Source organism: Aeromonas sp. QDB34, from assembly GCF_027705405.1.
Classification (GTDB): domain Bacteria; phylum Pseudomonadota; class Gammaproteobacteria; order Enterobacterales; family Aeromonadaceae; genus Aeromonas; species Aeromonas hydrophila.
Genome location: NZ_JAPDBT010000036.1, coordinates 1 through 16,602 on the forward strand (window position 1 = coordinate 1; position 16,602 = coordinate 16,602).

Below are 16,602 nucleotides of genomic sequence, written 5' to 3' on the forward strand. Positions count from 1 at the left end.
TATCCATGATGGCGGCCCTCAAGGTGATGACCTACTTCAAGGTTAGCCTTTCAACACATAACTGGGACAGAGCCATATAAAAAGAGGGGCCAGCCGGCCCCTCTTTGTTATTTCCATGCGGTGTCAGTACATCAGTCGAGCAGCTCCTGGTGGAGGCGGTTGACGATGTGGCCCGCCTCGTCCTCCTTGACCAGGAAGCAGAGGTTGTGGGCACTGGCGCCGTAACAGATCATGCGGATGTTGTGCTCGCGAATGGCGTCAAAGACCTGACTGCCCACCCCGGCCGCTTCGCTCATCCGGTTGCCGATGAGCGCCACCAGCGCCAGCCCCGTCTCCACCTGCACCTTGCACAGCTGGCCAAGCTCCGCCAGTACCTTGTCGCCGAGGATGGGCTCGCCGTTGCTCTGGCTGCCGGTGTGATCCAGGGTCAGCGACACGCTCACCTCCGAGGTGGTGATGAGATCCACCGAGATGCGGTGGCGGGCCAGGATGCCGAACACCTCGGCCAGAAAACCGTAGGCGTGAAACATGTTGAGGCTGTGCAGGGTCACCAGCACCTGGTTGCGGCGCAGGGCCACGGCGCGAAACAGCGGATTGGTGCGAGTGCTGGCGCGGATCCAGGTGCCGCCGGCGGCCGGATCCTTGCTGGAGCCGACAAACACCGGGATGTCCTGGCGCACCGCCGGCTGCAAGGTGGCCGGGTGCAACACCTTGGCGCCGAAGGTGGCCATCTCGGCCGCCTCCACGAAGCTGATTTCGGGGATGGGGCGGGCGCGGGTGACCAGGCGCGGATCCGTGGTATAGATGCCGGGCACGTCGGTCCAGATCTCGATGGTTCCGGCGTCGAGCGCCTCGGCCAAGAGGGCCGCGCTGTAATCGGAGCCGCCCCGGCCCAGGGTGGTGGTGCGCCCATCGCCGTCGGCACCGATAAAGCCCTGGGTGATGATGAGGCTGTCGCCAAGCAGGGGGCCCAGCGCGGCCTGGCAGAGGGCGCGGGTGGCGGCCAGATCCACGCTGGCCTTGCCAAAGCGGCTGTCGGTGCGCAGCAACTGGCGCGCATCCTGCCAGCAGGCTTTCACGCCACGCTGGCGCAGCAGTTCGGTAAAGAGGCGGGTGGACATCAGCTCGCCGCAGGCGATGAGGCGATCAGCCAGTTCGGCATCGGTGTGCAGATGGGCCTGGCGTGCCATGGTGCGGATCTCGCCGAGCTGGCCGTGGATGAGGTCACTCAGATCGCCTGGGTCGCCCAGCTCGGTCAGAATGGCCTGCTGGATCTCGGTGAGCCTGGCCAGTTGCGCCTCTTGGCCCGCTTCGTCCAGGTCGCCCTGAGCCAGTGCCACCAGCAGGTTGGTGACGCCGGCGCTGGCGCTGAGCACCACCACCCGGGTGGCCGGGTTGGCCAGCACCACATCGGCGCAGTTGTTCATGGCTGCCGCGTTGGCGACGCTGGTTCCGCCAAACTTGGCGACATTGATCGGGCTCATTGCTTACTCCTGTCTTAATATGAAAATCCGGATCCATCGGGCAAAAAGAGAGGAGGAGGCTGAAAATGGCAGGAATGATCGAAGCTATCCCGGCCAGAAGCACTCCACCCGCAGAGCCCATCCCGTACCCGCCCCTGACGGGGCGCGGTGGGGGATGACCACTACCGATGACAACCCGGGGGATTCAGCCCCCGCAGCCGACACTGAGGTATCCAGTTGCCTCAGATGTCTCGGCGCTGCTCCCCCTGACCCAAGTTCGTCGGACACTGGTGTCCTCCCTCGGGCTGCCTGGGCAGCGCTCCTCTTCTGGCTCCACCAGGGCGGTGGAGTGCATTTAGAAATACCTTGCGTTGGATTGCACTGTCAATCGAGTTTGTGAAAAAGTTCAAAAAGTCAGCCAAGCCAACGCAAAATCAATGGGTTATACGATTGTCTTTGACAAAACCTTGGAGCGGCGCTGCCAGTTGTAGAGGCGCTGGCGCGCCACCGGCAGATCTTCCACCTCCAGCGGATCGAAGCCCCGCTCCCGGAACCAGTGGATGGAGCGGGTGGTGAGCACGAACAGGCGGCGGATCCCGAGCCGCTTGGCTCGCTCAGCCACCTTGGCCACCAGCTGATCCCCCCGGTTGGAGTTGCGGTAGTCGGGGTGAATGGCGACGCAGGCCATCTCCGCCATCGCCTCTTCCATGAAGCAGTAGAGCGCCGCGCAGCCGATGATGAGGCCGTCGCGCTCGATGATGGTGAACTTGTCGATCTCCATCTCCAGCTGCTCGCGGGAGCGGCGTACCAGAATGCCTTCCTCCTCCAGCGGGCGGATGAGATCCAGGATGCCACCGATGTCCTCGATGGTGGCGGCGCGCGCCTGCTCGGCGCTTTCCCGCACTATCTGGGTGCCGAGGCCGTCGCGGCTGAACAGCTCCTGCAGCATGGCGCCATCATCCTGATAGCTCACCAGGTGGGAGCGGGGCACGCCGCCGCGGCAGGAAGCGATGGCCGCGCGCAGGTAGCGAGCGGTGCCAGACATCTCTTCTCCGGCCTGCTCCAGCTCCACCAGCAGCTCTTCGGCCTGTTCGGGGAAGAGCTCGGAGATGGCCTCGCCGTGGCGATCCATCACCCCCTGGGTGCTGCTGAAGCAGATGAGTTTGTCTGCCTTGAGGTCCACCGCCACCCGGCGGGCCACCTCTTCCGAGCTCAGGTTGAAGCTCTCGCCGGTTACCGAGCAGCCGATGGGGGAGATGAGCACCAGGCTCTTCTGATCCAGCTGGCGGGTGATCCCCTCCACGTCGATGCGGCGTACCCGGCCGCTGTGGCAAAAATCGATGCCGTCATCCACCCCGAGCGGCTGGGCGGTGACGAAGTTGCCGCTCACCACGCTGATGCGGGCACCCTGCATGGGAGTGTTGGCGAGCCCCATGGAGAGCTGGGCGGTGATGTCGTACTGCAAGCCACCGCACACCTGCTTGATGATGGCGAAGCTCTCGTCATCGGTGACCCGGATCCGCTTGTGGTACTGGGCCTCGATGCCGGCGCGGGCCAGCGCCTCGTCGTTTTGCGGACGGGAGCCGAACACCAGCACCAGGCGTATCCCCAAGGTCTGCAGCAGGGCGATATCACTGACGATGTTGGCGAAATTGGGGTGGCAGAGGGCTTCCCCCCCCATCATCAGCACGAAGGTGGCGCCTCTGTGCACATTGACGTAGGGGGTAGACTGCCGAAAGGCATAGACCAGGCTGGGTTCGCGTTCACGCACTTGAGGCTTCTTCCATAAAAAAACAGCAATGGGCTCAATATATGAAAATAAATGCACAAATCAAGATTAAATATTGATTTGGCGCGATTTTGTCATTGGGACGGCCTGGCGGCCCGAACAGCGGCGACACCAGGCGGGGCAGGGGTGTCAGCGGTGTGAGGGTGCGCCTCAGGTTGATCCCGGCCCATAAACTGTTATCTTCGATATTCCTTTTCGTCAGCTGTGCGATCGCACAGGTTTTTATACAAGGACAGGGTGCATGGAACAGATTATTTCGCCGGCAGACGCGCTGCCGGGACGCCGCGAGGCGATGGTGATTGGCCAGCAGCATGCGGTCAATGGTCACCCGACTCAGGGACCCTGGCCTGAAGGGATGGCTGTGGCCTGGTTCGGCATGGGCTGCTTCTGGGGGGTGGAACGCCTGTTCTGGCAGCAGCCCGGGGTCTACTCCACCGCTGCCGGCTATCAGGGCGGGGTGACCCAGAATCCCACCTACAAGGAGGTGTGCAGCGGATTGACCGGCCATGCCGAGACGGTACAGGTGGTGTTTGATCCCAAGGTGATCAGTTACGGCGACCTGCTCAAGCTGTTCTGGGAGCAGCACGATCCGGCCCAGGGCATGCGCCAGGGCGGCGACATCGGCACCCAGTACCGCTCCGTCATCTTCTTCGGGGACGACACCCAGGAGGCGATTGCCCAGCAGAGCCTGGCCGCCTACCAGCAGGCGATGACGGCGAGCGGTGACGGGCGTACCATCACCACCCGCATTCTGCCGCTGGCGCCCTTCTATTACGCCGAGGATTACCATCAGCAATATCTGGAGAAGAATCCGGACGGGTATTGCGGCCTGGGCGGCATCGGTGTCTGCCTGCCACCGAGCCTCAACCGCTAGGTGAAGATGACGGGTATCTGTTACTTGTCATTGATGGTGAAAAGAAAAAGGCCGCGTTTGCGGCCTTTTTATCGGGCTTTGTCAGGAGAGTGAAAAAAATCATAAAAAAATGTGTCATGAGCGGGAACTAAATTGAACCTGCTTTGCCTAACCTAGTAGCCACCATGGATGGCGGCTAAGACCAGACACATTTCTTGCCTCGAAAATTCATAAAAGTCATTGAAAAGCTTGATGAGTTGAAATGATAGCAAGCAGGGCTGCCCGTTGAAGGCGGCCCTTTTCATGTTTGCGGTGCGGGAAATTTGCGGGGGAGTGGCGAACTTGGCGTTCGCCATTGTAATCAGCTGATGGCGCCGTCAAACAGGTTCTTGATGAGATCGATGAACTCTTCGAGGAAGGCTTTCTGCTCCGGGGTCGGGGCGCGCAGCCAGACGGCGGAGAGCACCTCTTCCAGATCGGCCACCACCGCATCGGCTTCCTGCATGATCACGAAGCGCAACTTGGGATCGAGCTGCGGGTTCTGTTCGCAGATGGCCATCAGGTTGCTGGCCACCCGGCCGCTCACCAGATCTTCGATGGTCTGTTCACCACAGCTCTGTTGCTGGGTTTCAAACAGTCCCAGACTCTCCACCAGATACTCAATCAGGGCGATATAGCCTTCGCTTTCTACAACCATGGCGGCCTCAATCCTCAACAATACGAAAAAACTGTGCGTATTTTAGTGGCTGGACCTAGCTTGGCAAGCGGCAGTGCAGGCGATAACGGATAAAACCGACCCCGCCGCGCTCCACGCTCTCCAATCCGGTCAGCTCAAAGCCATACCGTAAAAATAGCCCATAGCTGAAGGCGCTGGCTTCCGTTGTCAGCTGTGTGAGTCCGAGCCGTTTTGCCTCGGCGAGGGCCGCAGCCAGCAGCAGGCCGCCATAGCCCCGGCGCGGGTGATCGGCGCTCACATAGAGCAGGCTGAGGTGGCCATCCTGGCTCAGGGTGACAAAACCGAGTGGCTCGCCGCCTTGCTCCAGTACCCAGCCGTGGTGCTCGCGCAACTGGCCGGCAAAGCCGGGGTGATGGACGCCGAGGGCCCACTGCTCCACCTGCTCCGGGCTGTAGTGCTGCGGGCCAATCCTTCGCACCGACTGCTCGAACAGGGCGCAAAGGGCGGGGATGTGTTGCTCGTTCAGCTGAACGAGCCTGGGCTCTGCCGCCATGGCGGGGCTCATCGCTGCGGCGCCTGCGGGCGCTTGGCCTTGGGCAGACCGGCCACCACCCGCTCGTAGGAGTGATGCACCCAGCCCTGCCAGAGATCGTCGGCCAGGCCGTCGCTGAAGGTGACCGTGTTCCAGTGCTGCTTGTTCATGTGCCAGCCCGGTTTGACCTCGGGGTGGAGTTCGCGCAGCAGCAGGGCCAGCTCGGGTTCGCACTTGAGGTTCAGCCGCAGCGGCTCGGCCTGCCAGTCCAGCAGGGCAAACATCTTGCCGGCGATGCGATAGACCAGGATCTCTGGGCCGAAGGGGGTATCCTCCTGAGCGCCCGGCAGGGTCAGCAGAAAGGATCTCAAACGGGTCAACTCCATGGTCATGCTCCTCGCCGCTTGCGGTGCAAACGTATTAGTCGGGTGAAAAAATCTGCTAAGATGCGCGCCTACTATACCCCAATGCCGTTGATGAGGGAGTCGCAAGATGCTGTATCACAAGACCTTCGAGCTGGGTCCCGAGCGGGATTGGGTAGTCTTCGTGCACGGGGCGGGCGGCAGCTCTTCCATCTGGTTCAAGCAGTTGCGCGCCTATCGCGAACACTTCAATGTGCTGCTGCTGGATCTGCGCGGCCACGGCCAGTCCCACAAGCTGCAGCAGGTGATAAAAGGGCACTACAGCTTTCGGGCGGTGACCGAGGATATCCTGCAACTGCTCGATCACCTCAACATTCGCCGCGCCCACTTCGTCGGCATCTCCCTTGGCACCATCCTCATTCGCCATCTGGCGGAGCTCTGTCCCGAGCGGGTCAAGAGCATGGTGCTGGGCGGCGCCATTTTGCGGCTCGACATCCGCTCGCGGGTGCTGGTGCAGCTCGGCCGCCTCGGCCAGCACATCCTGCCTTACATGTGGCTCTACCGGTTGTTTGCCTTCATCATCATGCCGCGCCAGCACCATCAGGAGTCGCGCAACCTGTTCGTGCGCGAGGCGCGCAAATTGTGCCAAAAAGAGTTCAAGCGCTGGTTTCGCCTCGCCACCGAGGTGAATCCCCTGATGCGCTATTTCAAGGAGCGGGCCCTGCCCATTCCGACCCTCTATGTCATGGGGGAGGAGGATCACATGTTCCTGGCGCCGGTGCGCGAGCAGGTGGCGCGCGACCCTTACAGCCGGCTCGAGATCATCGACGGTTGCGGCCACGTCTGCAACGTGGAGCGGCCCGAGCACTTCAACCGCCAGTCGCTGGCCTTTCTCACCGCCCAGCCCGGCTGAATCGGCGCCAGCCGCCGCTTTGATGCAGCCCTGGAGGCTTGAGCCTGTGAGGTCATGTCAGGTTTTGGCCGGTAATCACCGGGTGCTAGTCCACTACTACCCGGCCGGCTGAGCCCTTGGTTACCCTGTGACTCCCATCAGCAAGGAGTCCCTATGACCAAACTCATCCACAGCATGATCCGGGTTCGCGACCTGGATAGATCCGTGCGTTTCTACCGCGAGGCCCTCGAGCTGGAGGTGCGAGATCACTTCCCCTTCGACGGTTTCTCCCTCACCTACCTTGCCAATGACCAGAGTGGCTTCGAGCTCGAACTGACTCACAATCACGGCCAGGCCGAGCCCTACAGCCATGGCAACGGCTATGGTCATCTGGCGGTGACGGTGGAAGACATCGAAGCGGCGCATCAGCGTCTGACGGCGCTGGGTCTGGCCCCTGCGCCGGTCAAGGCGATGCACCATGAGGGCACCCTGCTGGCCCGGCTGTTCTTTTTGACCGACCCCGACGGTTACCAGATCGAGTTCATCGAGCGGGCCGGCCGTTTCGCCTGAGCTTGAAGAGGTGAATATGAAGGGCCGCAGCCGGGTGCTGCGGCCCTTTTTTCATGAGGAAGGAAGCTGCGCCCCTCAGGCGGCGACGTCCGGCTCCTGTCTTGTTTCCAGATGGACCAGGCAGGAGCAGCGCAGCAGGGAGGCAAAGTTGCTCATCTCCATGCCGTTGCCGAGCGCCTCCTGATAGAGCTCGGAGAGAAACAGCCCCATGGAGCGCCCCTGGGCCTGACAGAGCTGCTCCAGGATGGTCCAGAACTTGTTTTCCAGCCGGATGCTGGTGCTGTGGCCGCAGATCCGCACCGAGCGGGTGGTGCAGGCGTAGTGACTGGGATCCTGGCCGGAGAAGACGGTGCACATGGGCTGGTCCTGAGCGGTAAAGGGGAGGGCCATGGTAGGCAACTCTGCCGCCCGGGTCAAAAAAGCCCCCCGTTGATACGGGATGAGCGCCATCCCCCGTCAGCCAAAATAGTGGGCGATGTCGAGGTAGCGCTGGCGGATGTGCTCGATCAGCAGCCGGATCTTGCGCGGCGGCTGGCGGGTAAAAGGGTAGACGGCGTAGATGCCGAGCTTCTTGCCCACCTGATCGGGGAAGAGATCCACCAGCTCGCCATTCATCAGATCGTGATAGACCAGGCAGCGCGGCACATAGACGATGCCGCGCCCCCCCAGCGCCGCCTTGCGCAGGGCGCCGGCGTTGTCGGTGCAAAAGCTGCCCGACACCGACAGCAGGTAGTTGCCCTCTTCCCCCTTGAAGGCCCACTCCGAGGCCCCTGTGCTCTGGTAGGCGTAGCGCAGGCAGTTGTGGGCGAGCAAGTCAGACGGCTCGCGCGGTGCCCCGAAGCGGCGTACATAGGCGGGCGCGGCGCAGATCACCCACTGGGAGTCGAGGATGTGGCGGGCGATGAGGCTCGAGTCATCCAGATAGCCGGTGCGAATGACCAGGTCGAACCCCTCTTCCACCAGATTGACGAAGCGGTTGTCCAGCGACATCTCCACCGTGAGCCCAGGGTGCTGCTGGCAAAAATCGGCCACCGCATCGGCGAGCAAGAGCTCGCCGGAGATGGTGGGCACCGACATCCGTACATGGCCGCTCACCTTTTCACCGAATCCCGCCACCGCATCGAAGGCGTCCAGTGCGGCGGCCTTCACATTTTTGGCACCCTGATAGAGCTCCTTGCCCGCCTCGCTCAGGGTGAGCCGGCGGGTAGTGCGATAGAGCAGCTGCACCCCGAGTTCTTCCTCCAGGCGTCCGATCCGTTTACTAACTACCGAATTTGTCAGGGAATTTTGTTCAGCTACCTTGCTGAAGGAGCCGGCCTCCACCACCTGGGCGAAGAGGATGAGGTCGTCAGTACTGGCCATATTGATCAACTTTTGGAACGAATGTTGTTCATTATTTCCATATATCGCGAAAAAGGAACAGGGTAAGGTCACGTCCGTTTAACAAAACAACAACAAGGTGCGCCTCTGCACCGCTCGGACAAGGACGCAATGATGACAGACACTCTGCTGGCCCTGGTGGCCTTCTCGCCGATCCTGGTGGCCGCCGTGCTGCTGGTCGGCCTCAACTGGCCCGCCAAGCGCGCCATGCCCGTCGCCTTTTTGTTGACCGTGTTCATTGCCCTGTGGGGCTGGCAGATGAGCCCGACCCGGGTCTTTGCCTCCACCCTGCAGGGGCTGGTGATCACGGTGACCGTGCTCTGGATCGTGTTCGGCGCCATCCTGATGCTCAACACCCTCAAACACACCGGCGCCATCAGCGCCATTCGCGGCGGCTTTACCAACATCTCGCCGGATCGGCGCATCCAGGCCATCATCATCGCCTGGTGCTTCGGCGCCTTTATCGAAGGGGCCTCCGGTTTTGGTACCCCGGCCGCCATCGCGGCCCCGTTGCTGGTGGCCATCGGCTTTCCGGCGCTGGCCGCGGTGCTGCTCGGCATGATGATCCAGTCCACCCCGGTGTCGTTCGGTGCGGTGGGCACCCCCATTCTGGTGGGGATCAACAAGGGGCTCGATAGCCAGGCCATTGGCCAGACCCTGAGCGCCGGCGGCAGCAGCTGGGAGGTCTACCTGCAGCAGGTGACCACCAACGTGGCCCTGATTCACGCCGTGGTCGGCACCCTGATGCCGGTGCTGATGGTGATGATGCTGACTCGCTTCTTCGGCCGCCACCGCAGCTGGACCGAGGGGCTCGCCATCCTGCCGTTCGCGATTTTTGCCGGGCTCGCCTTCACAGTGCCCTATGCCCTGACCGGCATGCTGCTCGGCCCTGAGTTCCCGTCCCTCATCGGCGGCCTGGTGGGGCTGGCTCTGGTGGTGACGGCGGCGCGAGCCGGTTTTCTGGTGCCAAAAACCAGCTGGGACTTTGCCCCCGAGCAGGAGTGGCCCGCCGAGTGGCTGGGCTCCCTCAAGCTCGATCTCAAAGAGGCCGTCGCCCGCCCCATGTCCTTGCTGCTGGCCTGGCTCCCCTATGTGGCGCTGGCCCTCTTGCTGGTGGCCAGCCGGGTGAGCCCGGCATTCAAGGCCAGCCTCCTGTCGGTGAGCCTCGCCTTCACGGATCTGCTGGGGGAGAAGGGGGTCAGCGCTTCCATTGAACCGCTCTACCTGCCGGGGGGCCTGCTGGTGCTCTGCGCCCTGCTCGCCACCTTGCTGCAATCGCGCTCCCTCGCCCCCTTCGGGCGGGCGCTGGGGGAGTCCAGCCGCACTCTGATTGGCGCCGGCTTCGTGCTGATCTTCACCGTGCCCATGGTGCGCATCTTCATCAACTCCGGCGTCAACGGGGCGGATCTCGCCAGCATGCCGGTGACCACTGCGAATTTTGCCGCCGGGCTGGTGGGGGAGTTCTTCCCGGCGCTCAGCGCCACCATAGGCGCGCTGGGGGCCTTTATCGCCGGCTCCAACACGGTGTCGAACATGATGTTCAGCCAGTTCCAGTTTGAAGTGGCGCAGACCCTGGGGGTCTCCACCGCCGCCATGCTGGCGCTGCAGGCCGTGGGTGCGGCCGCCGGCAACATGATTGCCATTCACAACGTGGTGGCGGCGTCGGCCACAGTGGGGCTGCTCGGCCGTGAGGGGGCGACGCTGCGCAAGACTGCGCTGCCGACCCTCTACTACCTGCTGGCCACCGGCCTTATCGGGCTGGCGCTCATGTACAGCTTCCACATCTCGGACGTCCTGCTGCAGTTGAAGTAAAGGAGAGCAAGTGATGAAGGTAATGCGGGTCTATCCGGCCAAGCCGGCCGATGTCTATCTCTACGCCACCTGTCTGGTGGACCTGTTCGACCCGGTGGCGGGGCTCGATGCCATCGCCCTGCTCGAGCGGGAAGGGATAAGGGTGCACTTTGTCGAGAAACAGACCTGCTGCGGGCAGCCGGCCTACACCTCGGGCCATGAAGAGGAGGCGCGCCAGGTGGCGCAAAGCCAGATGGCACTCTTCCCCGAGCCCTGGCCGGTGGTGGTGCTGTCGGGTTCCTGCGGCGGCATGATGCACCATCACTACCGCCGCCTCTTTCCTGAGAGCTCCGAGGTGGCGGCCTTTTGCGAGCGGGTGTTCGAGCTCACCGAGTTTCTGGCCCAGGTCTGCCGGGTGCGCTGGCACGGGGTGGGGAGGGCGAGCATCGTCATGCACACCTCCTGCTCTGCCCGGCGCGAGATGCAGGTACACACCACGGCCCGCAGCCTGCTGGGGCAGCTCGATGGGGTCACCTTGCATGAACAGGCCTACGAGAGCGAGTGCTGCGGTTTTGGCGGCACCTTCTCGGTGCGTCACCCCCACATCAGCCAGGCCATGGTGGAGGACAAGACCCGCCACCTGCTGGCCACCGGCGCCGACACCCTGGTGAGCGCCGACTGGGGGTGTCTCTTGAACATCAAGGGCTCCCTGGCCTATCAGGGCAAGACACTGCCCGCCATGCACCTGGCCAGCTTCCTGCTCGCCCACAGCAAGCCGGTGGCTCAGTGCTTACAAGAGCCAAAACAGGAGGCCCATCATGAGTGAGCACGCCAAGTATTCGCCGCGCCGCTTCCATCCCCAGGCCGAGGCAGCCCTGGCCGACCCGGTGCTGCGCCAGAATTTTCGCGGCGCCATGGATTACCTGCGCGCCAAGCGCCGCGATGCCTTCGCCGACCCCGCCGAAGAAGCGGCGGTGCGCGATGCGGCGGAGCACATTCGCCAGCGTTGCCTCTCGCGCCTGCCGGAACTGCTGGAGCAGCTCGAAGCCAACTGCGAGCGCAACGGCATCCGGGTGCACTGGGCCCAGACGCCGGCCGAGGCCAACGCCATCATCCTCGGCATCGCCCAGCAACATGGGGTGAGTTCCATCGTCAAAGGCAAGTCCATGGTGAGTGAGGAGGTGGGCTTCAATCACGAGATGGCGCGCCACGGCATCCATTGCCTTGAGAGCGACATGGGGGAGTTTATCGTCCAGCTTGACGGCGACACCCCGTCCCACATCATCATGCCCGCCATCCACAAGAACAAGCAGGAGGTGAGCGACACCTTCGCCGGCAATCTGGCAGATTTCACCCCCACCACCGACGTGGATGCGCTGATCCAGACCGGGCGGCGGGCCCTGCGTGAAGAGTTTCGCCGTGCCGGCATGGGGCTGTCGGGGGTCAACTTCGCCGTGGCGGAGACTGGCAGCCTGTGTCTCGTCGAGAACGAGGGCAACGGGCGCATGTGCACTACTGTGCCGAAAGTGCACGTGGCCATCACCGGCATCGAGAAGGTGGTGGAGTTCTTATCCGACGTGCCACCCCTTTACAGCGCCCTGACCCGCTCGGCCACCGGTCAGGCCATCACCACCTACTTCAACGTCATCAGCGGCCCGCGCCGGGCAGGGGAGCTGGACGGCCCGGACGAGGTACACCTGGTGCTGCTCGACAACGGCCGCAGCCAGGCCTATCGGGACGAGGAGCTGCGCAAGACCCTGCAGTGCATCCGCTGCGGCGCCTGCATGAACCACTGCCCGGTCTATACCCGCATCGGCGGCCACGCCTACGGCACCATCTACCCGGGCCCCATCGGCAAAATCATCTCCCCCCATCTGCTGGGGCTGGAAAGCACCAGCGATCTGGTGACCGCCTCGAGCCTGTGCGGCGCCTGCGGCGAGGTGTGCCCGGTGCGCATCCCCATTCCCGACCTGTTGCAGCGCCTGCGGCGGGAGGCCAAACACGACACACAGCCTGGCCACGAACCGCTGGCGGGGCAGGGGGCGGCCAAGAGCCGGCTCGAGACCCTTGCCATGCAGGGCTTTGCGTTTGCCGCCACCCACCCGCGCCTCTATCACGCCGCGACCGGTGTGGCCGGTCGCCTGCGGGGACTGATGCCCAAACATCTGGGCCCCTGGACCCAGTGCCGCGAGGCCCCCAAACCCGCCCCCCAGAGCCTGCACGCCCTGCTGCGCCAGAAGAAGAAGGAGTCCTGAGATGTCGAGCAAAGAGGCCATATTAAGTCGCCTGCGCGGCGCCGCCACCCCCATTGCCCACGCCCCCCATGGCTGGCAGCCCTGGCGCGGGGCAGATGATGGCGTGCGGCGCGAGCGTTTTGTTGCCGGGATCTGCGCCAGCCATGCCGAGATCCTCACCGTCAAGGAGGCGACCCTTGCCCGGGAGCTGACCGCCTGGCTGGATGAAGAGGGCGTGACGCATCTGGCCTGTGGTCAGGGCGGCCGCTGGCAGGCGGCGGTTGCGGCCGCCTGCGCCGGGCGATCTGTGTTGACCCCGGCGGGGGAGTTCGCCGGCTGGAAGGATGAGCTGTTTGACGTTTGTCAGGCGGGTATCACCCACTGCGCGGGCGCCATTGCCGATACCGGCACCCTGGTGTTGCTACCCGATGGCGGCGAGCCACGCACCCTCTCCCTGGTGCCCCCCTGCCATATCGCCCTGCTGGCGGCCTCCACCATTGCCGACAACCTGGTGGGACTGGTGGCGGCCGGGCGCTGGCAGCAGGCCATGCCCACCAATCTGCTGCTGGTCTCCGGCCCCTCCAAGACCGCCGACATCCAGCAGACCCTGGCCTACGGTGCCCACGGCCCGAGCCGCCTCTTGGTAGTGCTGGTGGAGGATTGCTGATGCGCTGGAATGAATTTGATGCCGCCGTGCTCTCGCGCATCCCGCCGGAGCGGCTGGTGAGCGACCCGGATCTTCGGCTGGCCCACGGCACGGACGCCAGTTTCTACCGGCTGGTGCCCGAGCGCATCGTGCGCCTCGACTCCCTCGATGAAGTGCGCTTCGTGCTCGGGGTGTGCCGCGAATTGGGCCTGCCGTGCACCTTTCGCGCCGCTGGCACCAGCCTCTCGGGCCAGGCCCTGAGCGATTCGGTGCTCATCACCCTGACCGACAGCTGGCGCGATCACCGCATTCTGGACGAGGGGGCGCGCATCGCTCTGCAACCCGGGGTGATCGGCGCCGATGCCAACCGCTATCTGGCGCCTCTGGGGCGCAAGATTGGGCCGGATCCCGCCTCCATCAATGCCTGCAAGCTCGGTGGCATCGCCGCCAACAACGCGAGCGGCATGTGTTGCGGCACCGCCCACAACAGCTATCACACCCTGCACGCCATGACCTTGCTGCTGGCCGATGGCACCGTGCTGGACAGTGGCGATCCCCACAGCCGCGCCGCCTTGGCGGCCAGGCGCCCGGAGCTGCTGGCCGGGCTCGCCGCCCTGCGCGCCGAAGTGCTGGCGAACGCTGAGCTTGCCGCCAACATTCGCCACAAGTACCGGCTCAAGAACACCACCGGCTACGCCATCAATGCCCTGATTGACCATGAGGACCCCATCGATATCCTCACCCACCTGATGATTGGCTCGGAGGGGACCCTCGGCTTTATCGCCGAGGTGGTGCTCGATACCGTGCCGGAATACCCCCACAAGGCCTCGGCCCTGCTGGTGTTTCGGGACGCCGAGCAGGCGTGTCTGGCCACCTCGTGCCTGAAAAGTGCGCCGGTGGCGGCGGTGGAGCTGATGGATGGGCGCTCCCTGCGCTCGGTGGCGGGCAAGCCCGGTCTGCCGGACTTTATCAAGACGCTGGATCTGGCTGCCTGCGCCCTGCTTGTCGAGGTGCATGGGGAATCGAAAGAGGAGCTGGTGGATCGCTGCGAGCAGGTGACGGCCATGGCCGCCGAGTTCGCCCAGGTTGCCTCTGTGCCTTTTACCGGCGACAGCGCTGGCCTCTGGGCCATTCGCAAGGGGCTCTTCCCGGCGGTGGGGGCGGTGCGCACCACGGGCACCACCGTCATCATCGAGGATGTCGCCTTTCCCATCGAGCGCTTGGCGGAAGGGGTGGCGGGGCTGCAAGCCCTGTTCGATCGCTTCGAATACGGTGAAGCCATCATCTTTGGCCACGCGCTGGAGGGGAACCTGCACTTCGTCTTTACCCAGGGGTTCGATGATCCGGCGCAGGTGGCCCGCTACGGCGCCTTTATGGATGCGGTGGCCGAGCTGGTCGCCGTGCGCTTTGGCGGCTCGCTCAAGGCCGAGCACGGCACCGGCCGCAACATGGCCCCCTATGTGGAGCTGGAATGGGGGCCGGAGGGGATGGCGCTGATGCGCCGCATCAAGGCGCTGCTGGACCCGGACGGCCTGCTCAATCCCGGCGTCATCATCAACGACGACCCCAAGGCCCACCTGGCCCATCTCAAGCCTATGCCGGCGAGCGATGCCATCGTCGATCCATGCATCGAGTGCGGCTTTTGCGAGGCGGTCTGCCCCTCGCGCACCCTGTCGCTGTCGCCACGCCAGCGCATAGTGCTCTATCGCGAACTGGCCCGCCGCAATCGTGCCGATGAGCCCTCCAACCAGCTGGCCCGGTTGTTTGACTATCAGGGCATCGACACCTGCGCCGCGACCGGGCTCTGCGCCGATCGCTGCCCGGTCGGCATCAACACCGGTGCGCTCATCAAGAAGCTGCGCACTGACAAATACCGGCGCTTCGTGCCCATCGCCCGCTGGAGCGCCGAGCACTTCGCCGGCGTCACCCGCACGGCTCGCGGGGCCCTCGGCCTCAAAGGGATTGCCGGCAAGCTGTTGGGAGACAAGGCGCTGGCCGGATTGGTGAACGGGGTTCGCCATCTGAGCGGCCAGCGCACACCCGTCTGGCTGCCGACCCTGCCGGGGCCGAGCCGCTACCAATGGCCGCCAGGGAAGGGGCACAATGACGGTTCACGCGAGCGCGCTGTGGTCTATCTGCCGTCGTGCGCCAGCCGGGTATTCGGCCAGCAGGAGGAGGCCCCGTCACTGCCGGACGTGGTGTTATCCCTGCTCAAGAAGGCGGGCTGCCGGGTCATAGTGCCGCAAGGCATCGAGGGGCTCTGCTGCGGCATGCCCTATGACAGCAAGGGGATGAGTGAGGTGGCAGCAGCCAAGCGTACTGAGCTGGCCGATGCGCTGTGGCAGGCAAGCGAGCAGGGGCGCTGGCCCGTGCTGCTCGACACCAGCCCCTGCGTGCAGCGACTGCTCTCGGGGGCGCTCGGCAAGGGCCTTCGGGTGTTCGAGCCCTCCGCCTTTGTGCTGGAACACCTGCTGCCCCACCTTGAGCTGACCCCCATCGATGAGACCGTCATGCTCCATATCACCTGCAGCAGCCGGCGCATGGGGCTGGGGGAGACGATGCTGGCGGTGGCCCGTGCCTGCGCCCGCGAGGTGATAATCCCTGAGCATATCCAGTGCTGCGGCTTTGCCGGCGACAAGGGGCTGATGACCCCTGAGCTCAACGCCGCGGCGCTTGCCAGCCTGCCCGCCCAGGTACCCAGGGATTGTCGGCAGGGATTCAGCAATAGCCGTACCTGTGAAATGGGGCTCAGCCAGCACGCCGGCATTCCCTATCACAGCATCCTTTATCTGGTTGATCAGGCGGCGAGATAGAAAAATAAAAACGGCAGGATAAATATCCTGCCGTTGTTGTTTACTGCTATACAACTTGCTGTCTATGTAGAAAATTTGATAAGCATGATGGTGTGTCTGCGTACTGGCTTAACTCAGAGATACAATTTCCTTTTGATATTTGCAGCCTTACATTACCTTTGTTTGTGAATATTGTTCGAGAGTTTTTTCGACATCTATCTATTTTAAGTTTTTCGATGAAGAATCTAAAAAAATCTAAGTTTTGCTTCCCTCGAAACCAAAAGTCACCTCTTAAGTTATCAAAGTATTTCTGGGATTCACAGAGCTCAACAACCAGATCTTCAGGTAGCTCAGAGAATATAGATTTTGGTTTTTTTTCATCATAAAGCTTGTCAACTGACTCAAAATCTATTTTGACCAAATCTTCAAGTTTGATGTTATTTATGTTCAATTTCCCATCTAACTCACCACGTTTTTCCATAAAGCGAAGTTCACGAATAAGAAAATTAAAATCTTTTATTGCGTTAATGTAAGCTGACATGGTGCGGGAATTCAGATAATAAGTGCGACACTCATGGATGAATGGCGAGAGGTGGCCAACTGCTGATTGGTGGTACCCTTC

16 protein-coding genes and 1 riboswitch are annotated in these 16,602 nt (G+C 63.1%); of the genes, 8 read left to right on the forward strand and 8 right to left on the reverse strand.

What is annotated here, in order from left to right; genetic code table 11:
* Positions 1-131 precede the first annotated feature (131 nt).
* Together lysC and argA are read right to left on the reverse strand one after the other, a co-directional pair.
* Positions 132-1,484, reverse strand: coding sequence for a lysine-sensitive aspartokinase 3 (gene lysC / locus OKC29_RS22230; protein ID WP_017408119.1), 1,353 nt, complete (start codon positions 1,482-1,484; stop codon positions 132-134).
* Positions 1,485-1,573: 89 nt separating this feature from the next.
* Positions 1,574-1,798: riboswitch (Lysine riboswitch) on the reverse strand.
* Between the two features lie 107 nt (positions 1,799-1,905).
* On the reverse strand, positions 1,906-3,234 hold the full coding sequence (argA, locus tag OKC29_RS22235) for an amino-acid N-acetyltransferase (protein ID WP_011706389.1): 1,329 nt from the start codon (positions 3,232-3,234) through the stop codon (positions 1,906-1,908).
* A 259-nt stretch (positions 3,235-3,493) separates the two neighbouring features.
* Between argA and msrA the strand changes: the two genes are divergently transcribed.
* A complete protein-coding gene (gene msrA / locus OKC29_RS22240; protein WP_024944924.1) occupies positions 3,494-4,126 on the forward strand; it encodes a peptide-methionine (S)-S-oxide reductase MsrA in 633 nt (210 codons plus the stop codon).
* 340 nt (positions 4,127-4,466) lie between these two features.
* Here msrA and OKC29_RS22245 read toward each other — a convergent pair whose 3' ends face one another.
* The 3 genes from OKC29_RS22245 to OKC29_RS22255 are packed head-to-tail and all read right to left on the reverse strand — an operon-like array spanning position 4,467 to position 5,699.
* Complete coding sequence (locus tag OKC29_RS22245; protein ID WP_016351048.1) at positions 4,467-4,802, reverse strand: DUF3802 family protein; 336 nt, start codon at positions 4,800-4,802, stop codon at positions 4,467-4,469.
* Between the two features lie 55 nt (positions 4,803-4,857).
* Positions 4,858-5,346, reverse strand: coding sequence for a GNAT family N-acetyltransferase (locus OKC29_RS22250; RefSeq protein WP_073350625.1), 489 nt, complete (start codon positions 5,344-5,346; stop codon positions 4,858-4,860).
* Positions 5,343-5,699, reverse strand: coding sequence for an MmcQ/YjbR family DNA-binding protein (locus tag OKC29_RS22255; RefSeq protein ID WP_016351046.1), 357 nt, complete (start codon positions 5,697-5,699; stop codon positions 5,343-5,345). Before OKC29_RS22255 ends, OKC29_RS22250 begins: the two co-directional genes overlap by 4 nt.
* 106 nt (positions 5,700-5,805) lie before the next feature.
* Between OKC29_RS22255 and OKC29_RS22260 the strand changes: the two genes are divergently transcribed.
* Both OKC29_RS22260 and OKC29_RS22265 read left to right on the forward strand, forming a co-directional pair.
* A complete protein-coding gene (locus OKC29_RS22260; RefSeq protein ID WP_005302068.1) occupies positions 5,806-6,588 on the forward strand; it encodes an alpha/beta fold hydrolase in 783 nt (260 codons plus the stop codon).
* Between the two features lie 153 nt (positions 6,589-6,741).
* On the forward strand, positions 6,742-7,137 hold the full coding sequence (locus tag OKC29_RS22265) for a VOC family protein (RefSeq protein ID WP_073350624.1): 396 nt from the start codon (positions 6,742-6,744) through the stop codon (positions 7,135-7,137).
* A 75-nt stretch (positions 7,138-7,212) separates the two neighbouring features.
* Here OKC29_RS22265 and OKC29_RS22270 read toward each other — a convergent pair whose 3' ends face one another.
* Together OKC29_RS22270 and OKC29_RS22275 are read right to left on the reverse strand one after the other, a co-directional pair.
* Positions 7,213-7,527, reverse strand: a complete 315-nt coding sequence (locus tag OKC29_RS22270) for a ribbon-helix-helix domain-containing protein (protein WP_011706383.1) — start codon at positions 7,525-7,527, stop codon at positions 7,213-7,215.
* Positions 7,528-7,593: 66 nt separating this feature from the next.
* On the reverse strand, positions 7,594-8,571 hold the full coding sequence (locus OKC29_RS22275; RefSeq protein ID WP_073350623.1) for a LysR family transcriptional regulator: 978 nt from the start codon (positions 8,569-8,571) through the stop codon (positions 7,594-7,596).
* A 60-nt stretch (positions 8,572-8,631) separates the two neighbouring features.
* Here OKC29_RS22275 and OKC29_RS22280 point away from each other — a divergent pair, with 60 nt between their 5' ends.
* Genes OKC29_RS22280 through OKC29_RS22300 form a run of 5 tightly spaced genes read left to right on the forward strand, consistent with a single transcriptional unit; the run spans position 8,632 to position 16,001 of the window.
* The gene (locus OKC29_RS22280; protein WP_073350622.1) at positions 8,632-10,329 is read left to right on the forward strand and encodes an L-lactate permease; all 1,698 of its coding nucleotides are present in this window, start codon (positions 8,632-8,634) and stop codon (positions 10,327-10,329) included.
* Positions 10,330-10,342: 13 nt separating this feature from the next.
* Positions 10,343-11,134: a (Fe-S)-binding protein gene (locus OKC29_RS22285; protein ID WP_073350621.1), complete on the forward strand. Its 792-nt coding sequence runs from the start codon at positions 10,343-10,345 to the stop codon at positions 11,132-11,134.
* Complete coding sequence (locus OKC29_RS22290; RefSeq protein WP_073350620.1) at positions 11,127-12,563, forward strand: LutB/LldF family L-lactate oxidation iron-sulfur protein; 1,437 nt, start codon at positions 11,127-11,129, stop codon at positions 12,561-12,563. Before OKC29_RS22285 ends, OKC29_RS22290 begins: the two co-directional genes overlap by 8 nt.
* Before the next feature lies 1 nt (position 12,564).
* On the forward strand, positions 12,565-13,209 hold the full coding sequence (locus tag OKC29_RS22295; protein ID WP_073350619.1) for a LutC/YkgG family protein: 645 nt from the start codon (positions 12,565-12,567) through the stop codon (positions 13,207-13,209).
* Positions 13,209-16,001, forward strand: coding sequence for an FAD-binding and (Fe-S)-binding domain-containing protein (locus OKC29_RS22300; RefSeq protein WP_073350618.1), 2,793 nt, complete (start codon positions 13,209-13,211; stop codon positions 15,999-16,001). Before OKC29_RS22295 ends, OKC29_RS22300 begins: the two co-directional genes overlap by 1 nt.
* A gap of 46 nt (positions 16,002-16,047) precedes the next feature.
* On the opposite strand, the gene OKC29_RS22305 is transcribed toward OKC29_RS22300, so the two are convergent.
* Positions 16,048-16,602 (reverse strand): hypothetical protein (locus tag OKC29_RS22305; protein WP_270669780.1); only part of this gene is annotated, 555 nt, incomplete at its 5' end.

Bases quoted from the DNA above. Each gene is read 5' to 3' on its own strand.
- lysC (WP_017408119.1), bottom strand. From the start codon at position 1,484: ATGAGCCCGATCAATGTCGCCAAGTTTGGCGGAACCAGCGTCGCCAAC.
- msrA (WP_024944924.1), top strand. From the start codon at position 3,494: ATGGAACAGATTATTTCGCCGGCAGACGCGCTGCCGGGACGCCGCGAG.
- OKC29_RS22245 (WP_016351048.1), bottom strand. From the start codon at position 4,802: ATGGTTGTAGAAAGCGAAGGCTATATCGCCCTGATTGAGTATCTGGTG.
- OKC29_RS22250 (WP_073350625.1), bottom strand. From the start codon at position 5,346: ATGAGCCCCGCCATGGCGGCAGAGCCCAGGCTCGTTCAGCTGAACGAG.
- OKC29_RS22255 (WP_016351046.1), bottom strand. From the start codon at position 5,699: ATGGAGTTGACCCGTTTGAGATCCTTTCTGCTGACCCTGCCGGGCGCT.
- OKC29_RS22260 (WP_005302068.1), top strand. From the start codon at position 5,806: ATGCTGTATCACAAGACCTTCGAGCTGGGTCCCGAGCGGGATTGGGTA.
- OKC29_RS22265 (WP_073350624.1), top strand. From the start codon at position 6,742: ATGACCAAACTCATCCACAGCATGATCCGGGTTCGCGACCTGGATAGA.
- OKC29_RS22270 (WP_011706383.1), bottom strand. From the start codon at position 7,527: ATGGCCCTCCCCTTTACCGCTCAGGACCAGCCCATGTGCACCGTCTTC.
- OKC29_RS22280 (WP_073350622.1), top strand. From the start codon at position 8,632: ATGACAGACACTCTGCTGGCCCTGGTGGCCTTCTCGCCGATCCTGGTG.
- OKC29_RS22285 (WP_073350621.1), top strand. From the start codon at position 10,343: ATGAAGGTAATGCGGGTCTATCCGGCCAAGCCGGCCGATGTCTATCTC.
- OKC29_RS22290 (WP_073350620.1), top strand. From the start codon at position 11,127: ATGAGTGAGCACGCCAAGTATTCGCCGCGCCGCTTCCATCCCCAGGCC.
- OKC29_RS22295 (WP_073350619.1), top strand. From the start codon at position 12,565: ATGTCGAGCAAAGAGGCCATATTAAGTCGCCTGCGCGGCGCCGCCACC.
- OKC29_RS22300 (WP_073350618.1), top strand. From the start codon at position 13,209: ATGCGCTGGAATGAATTTGATGCCGCCGTGCTCTCGCGCATCCCGCCG.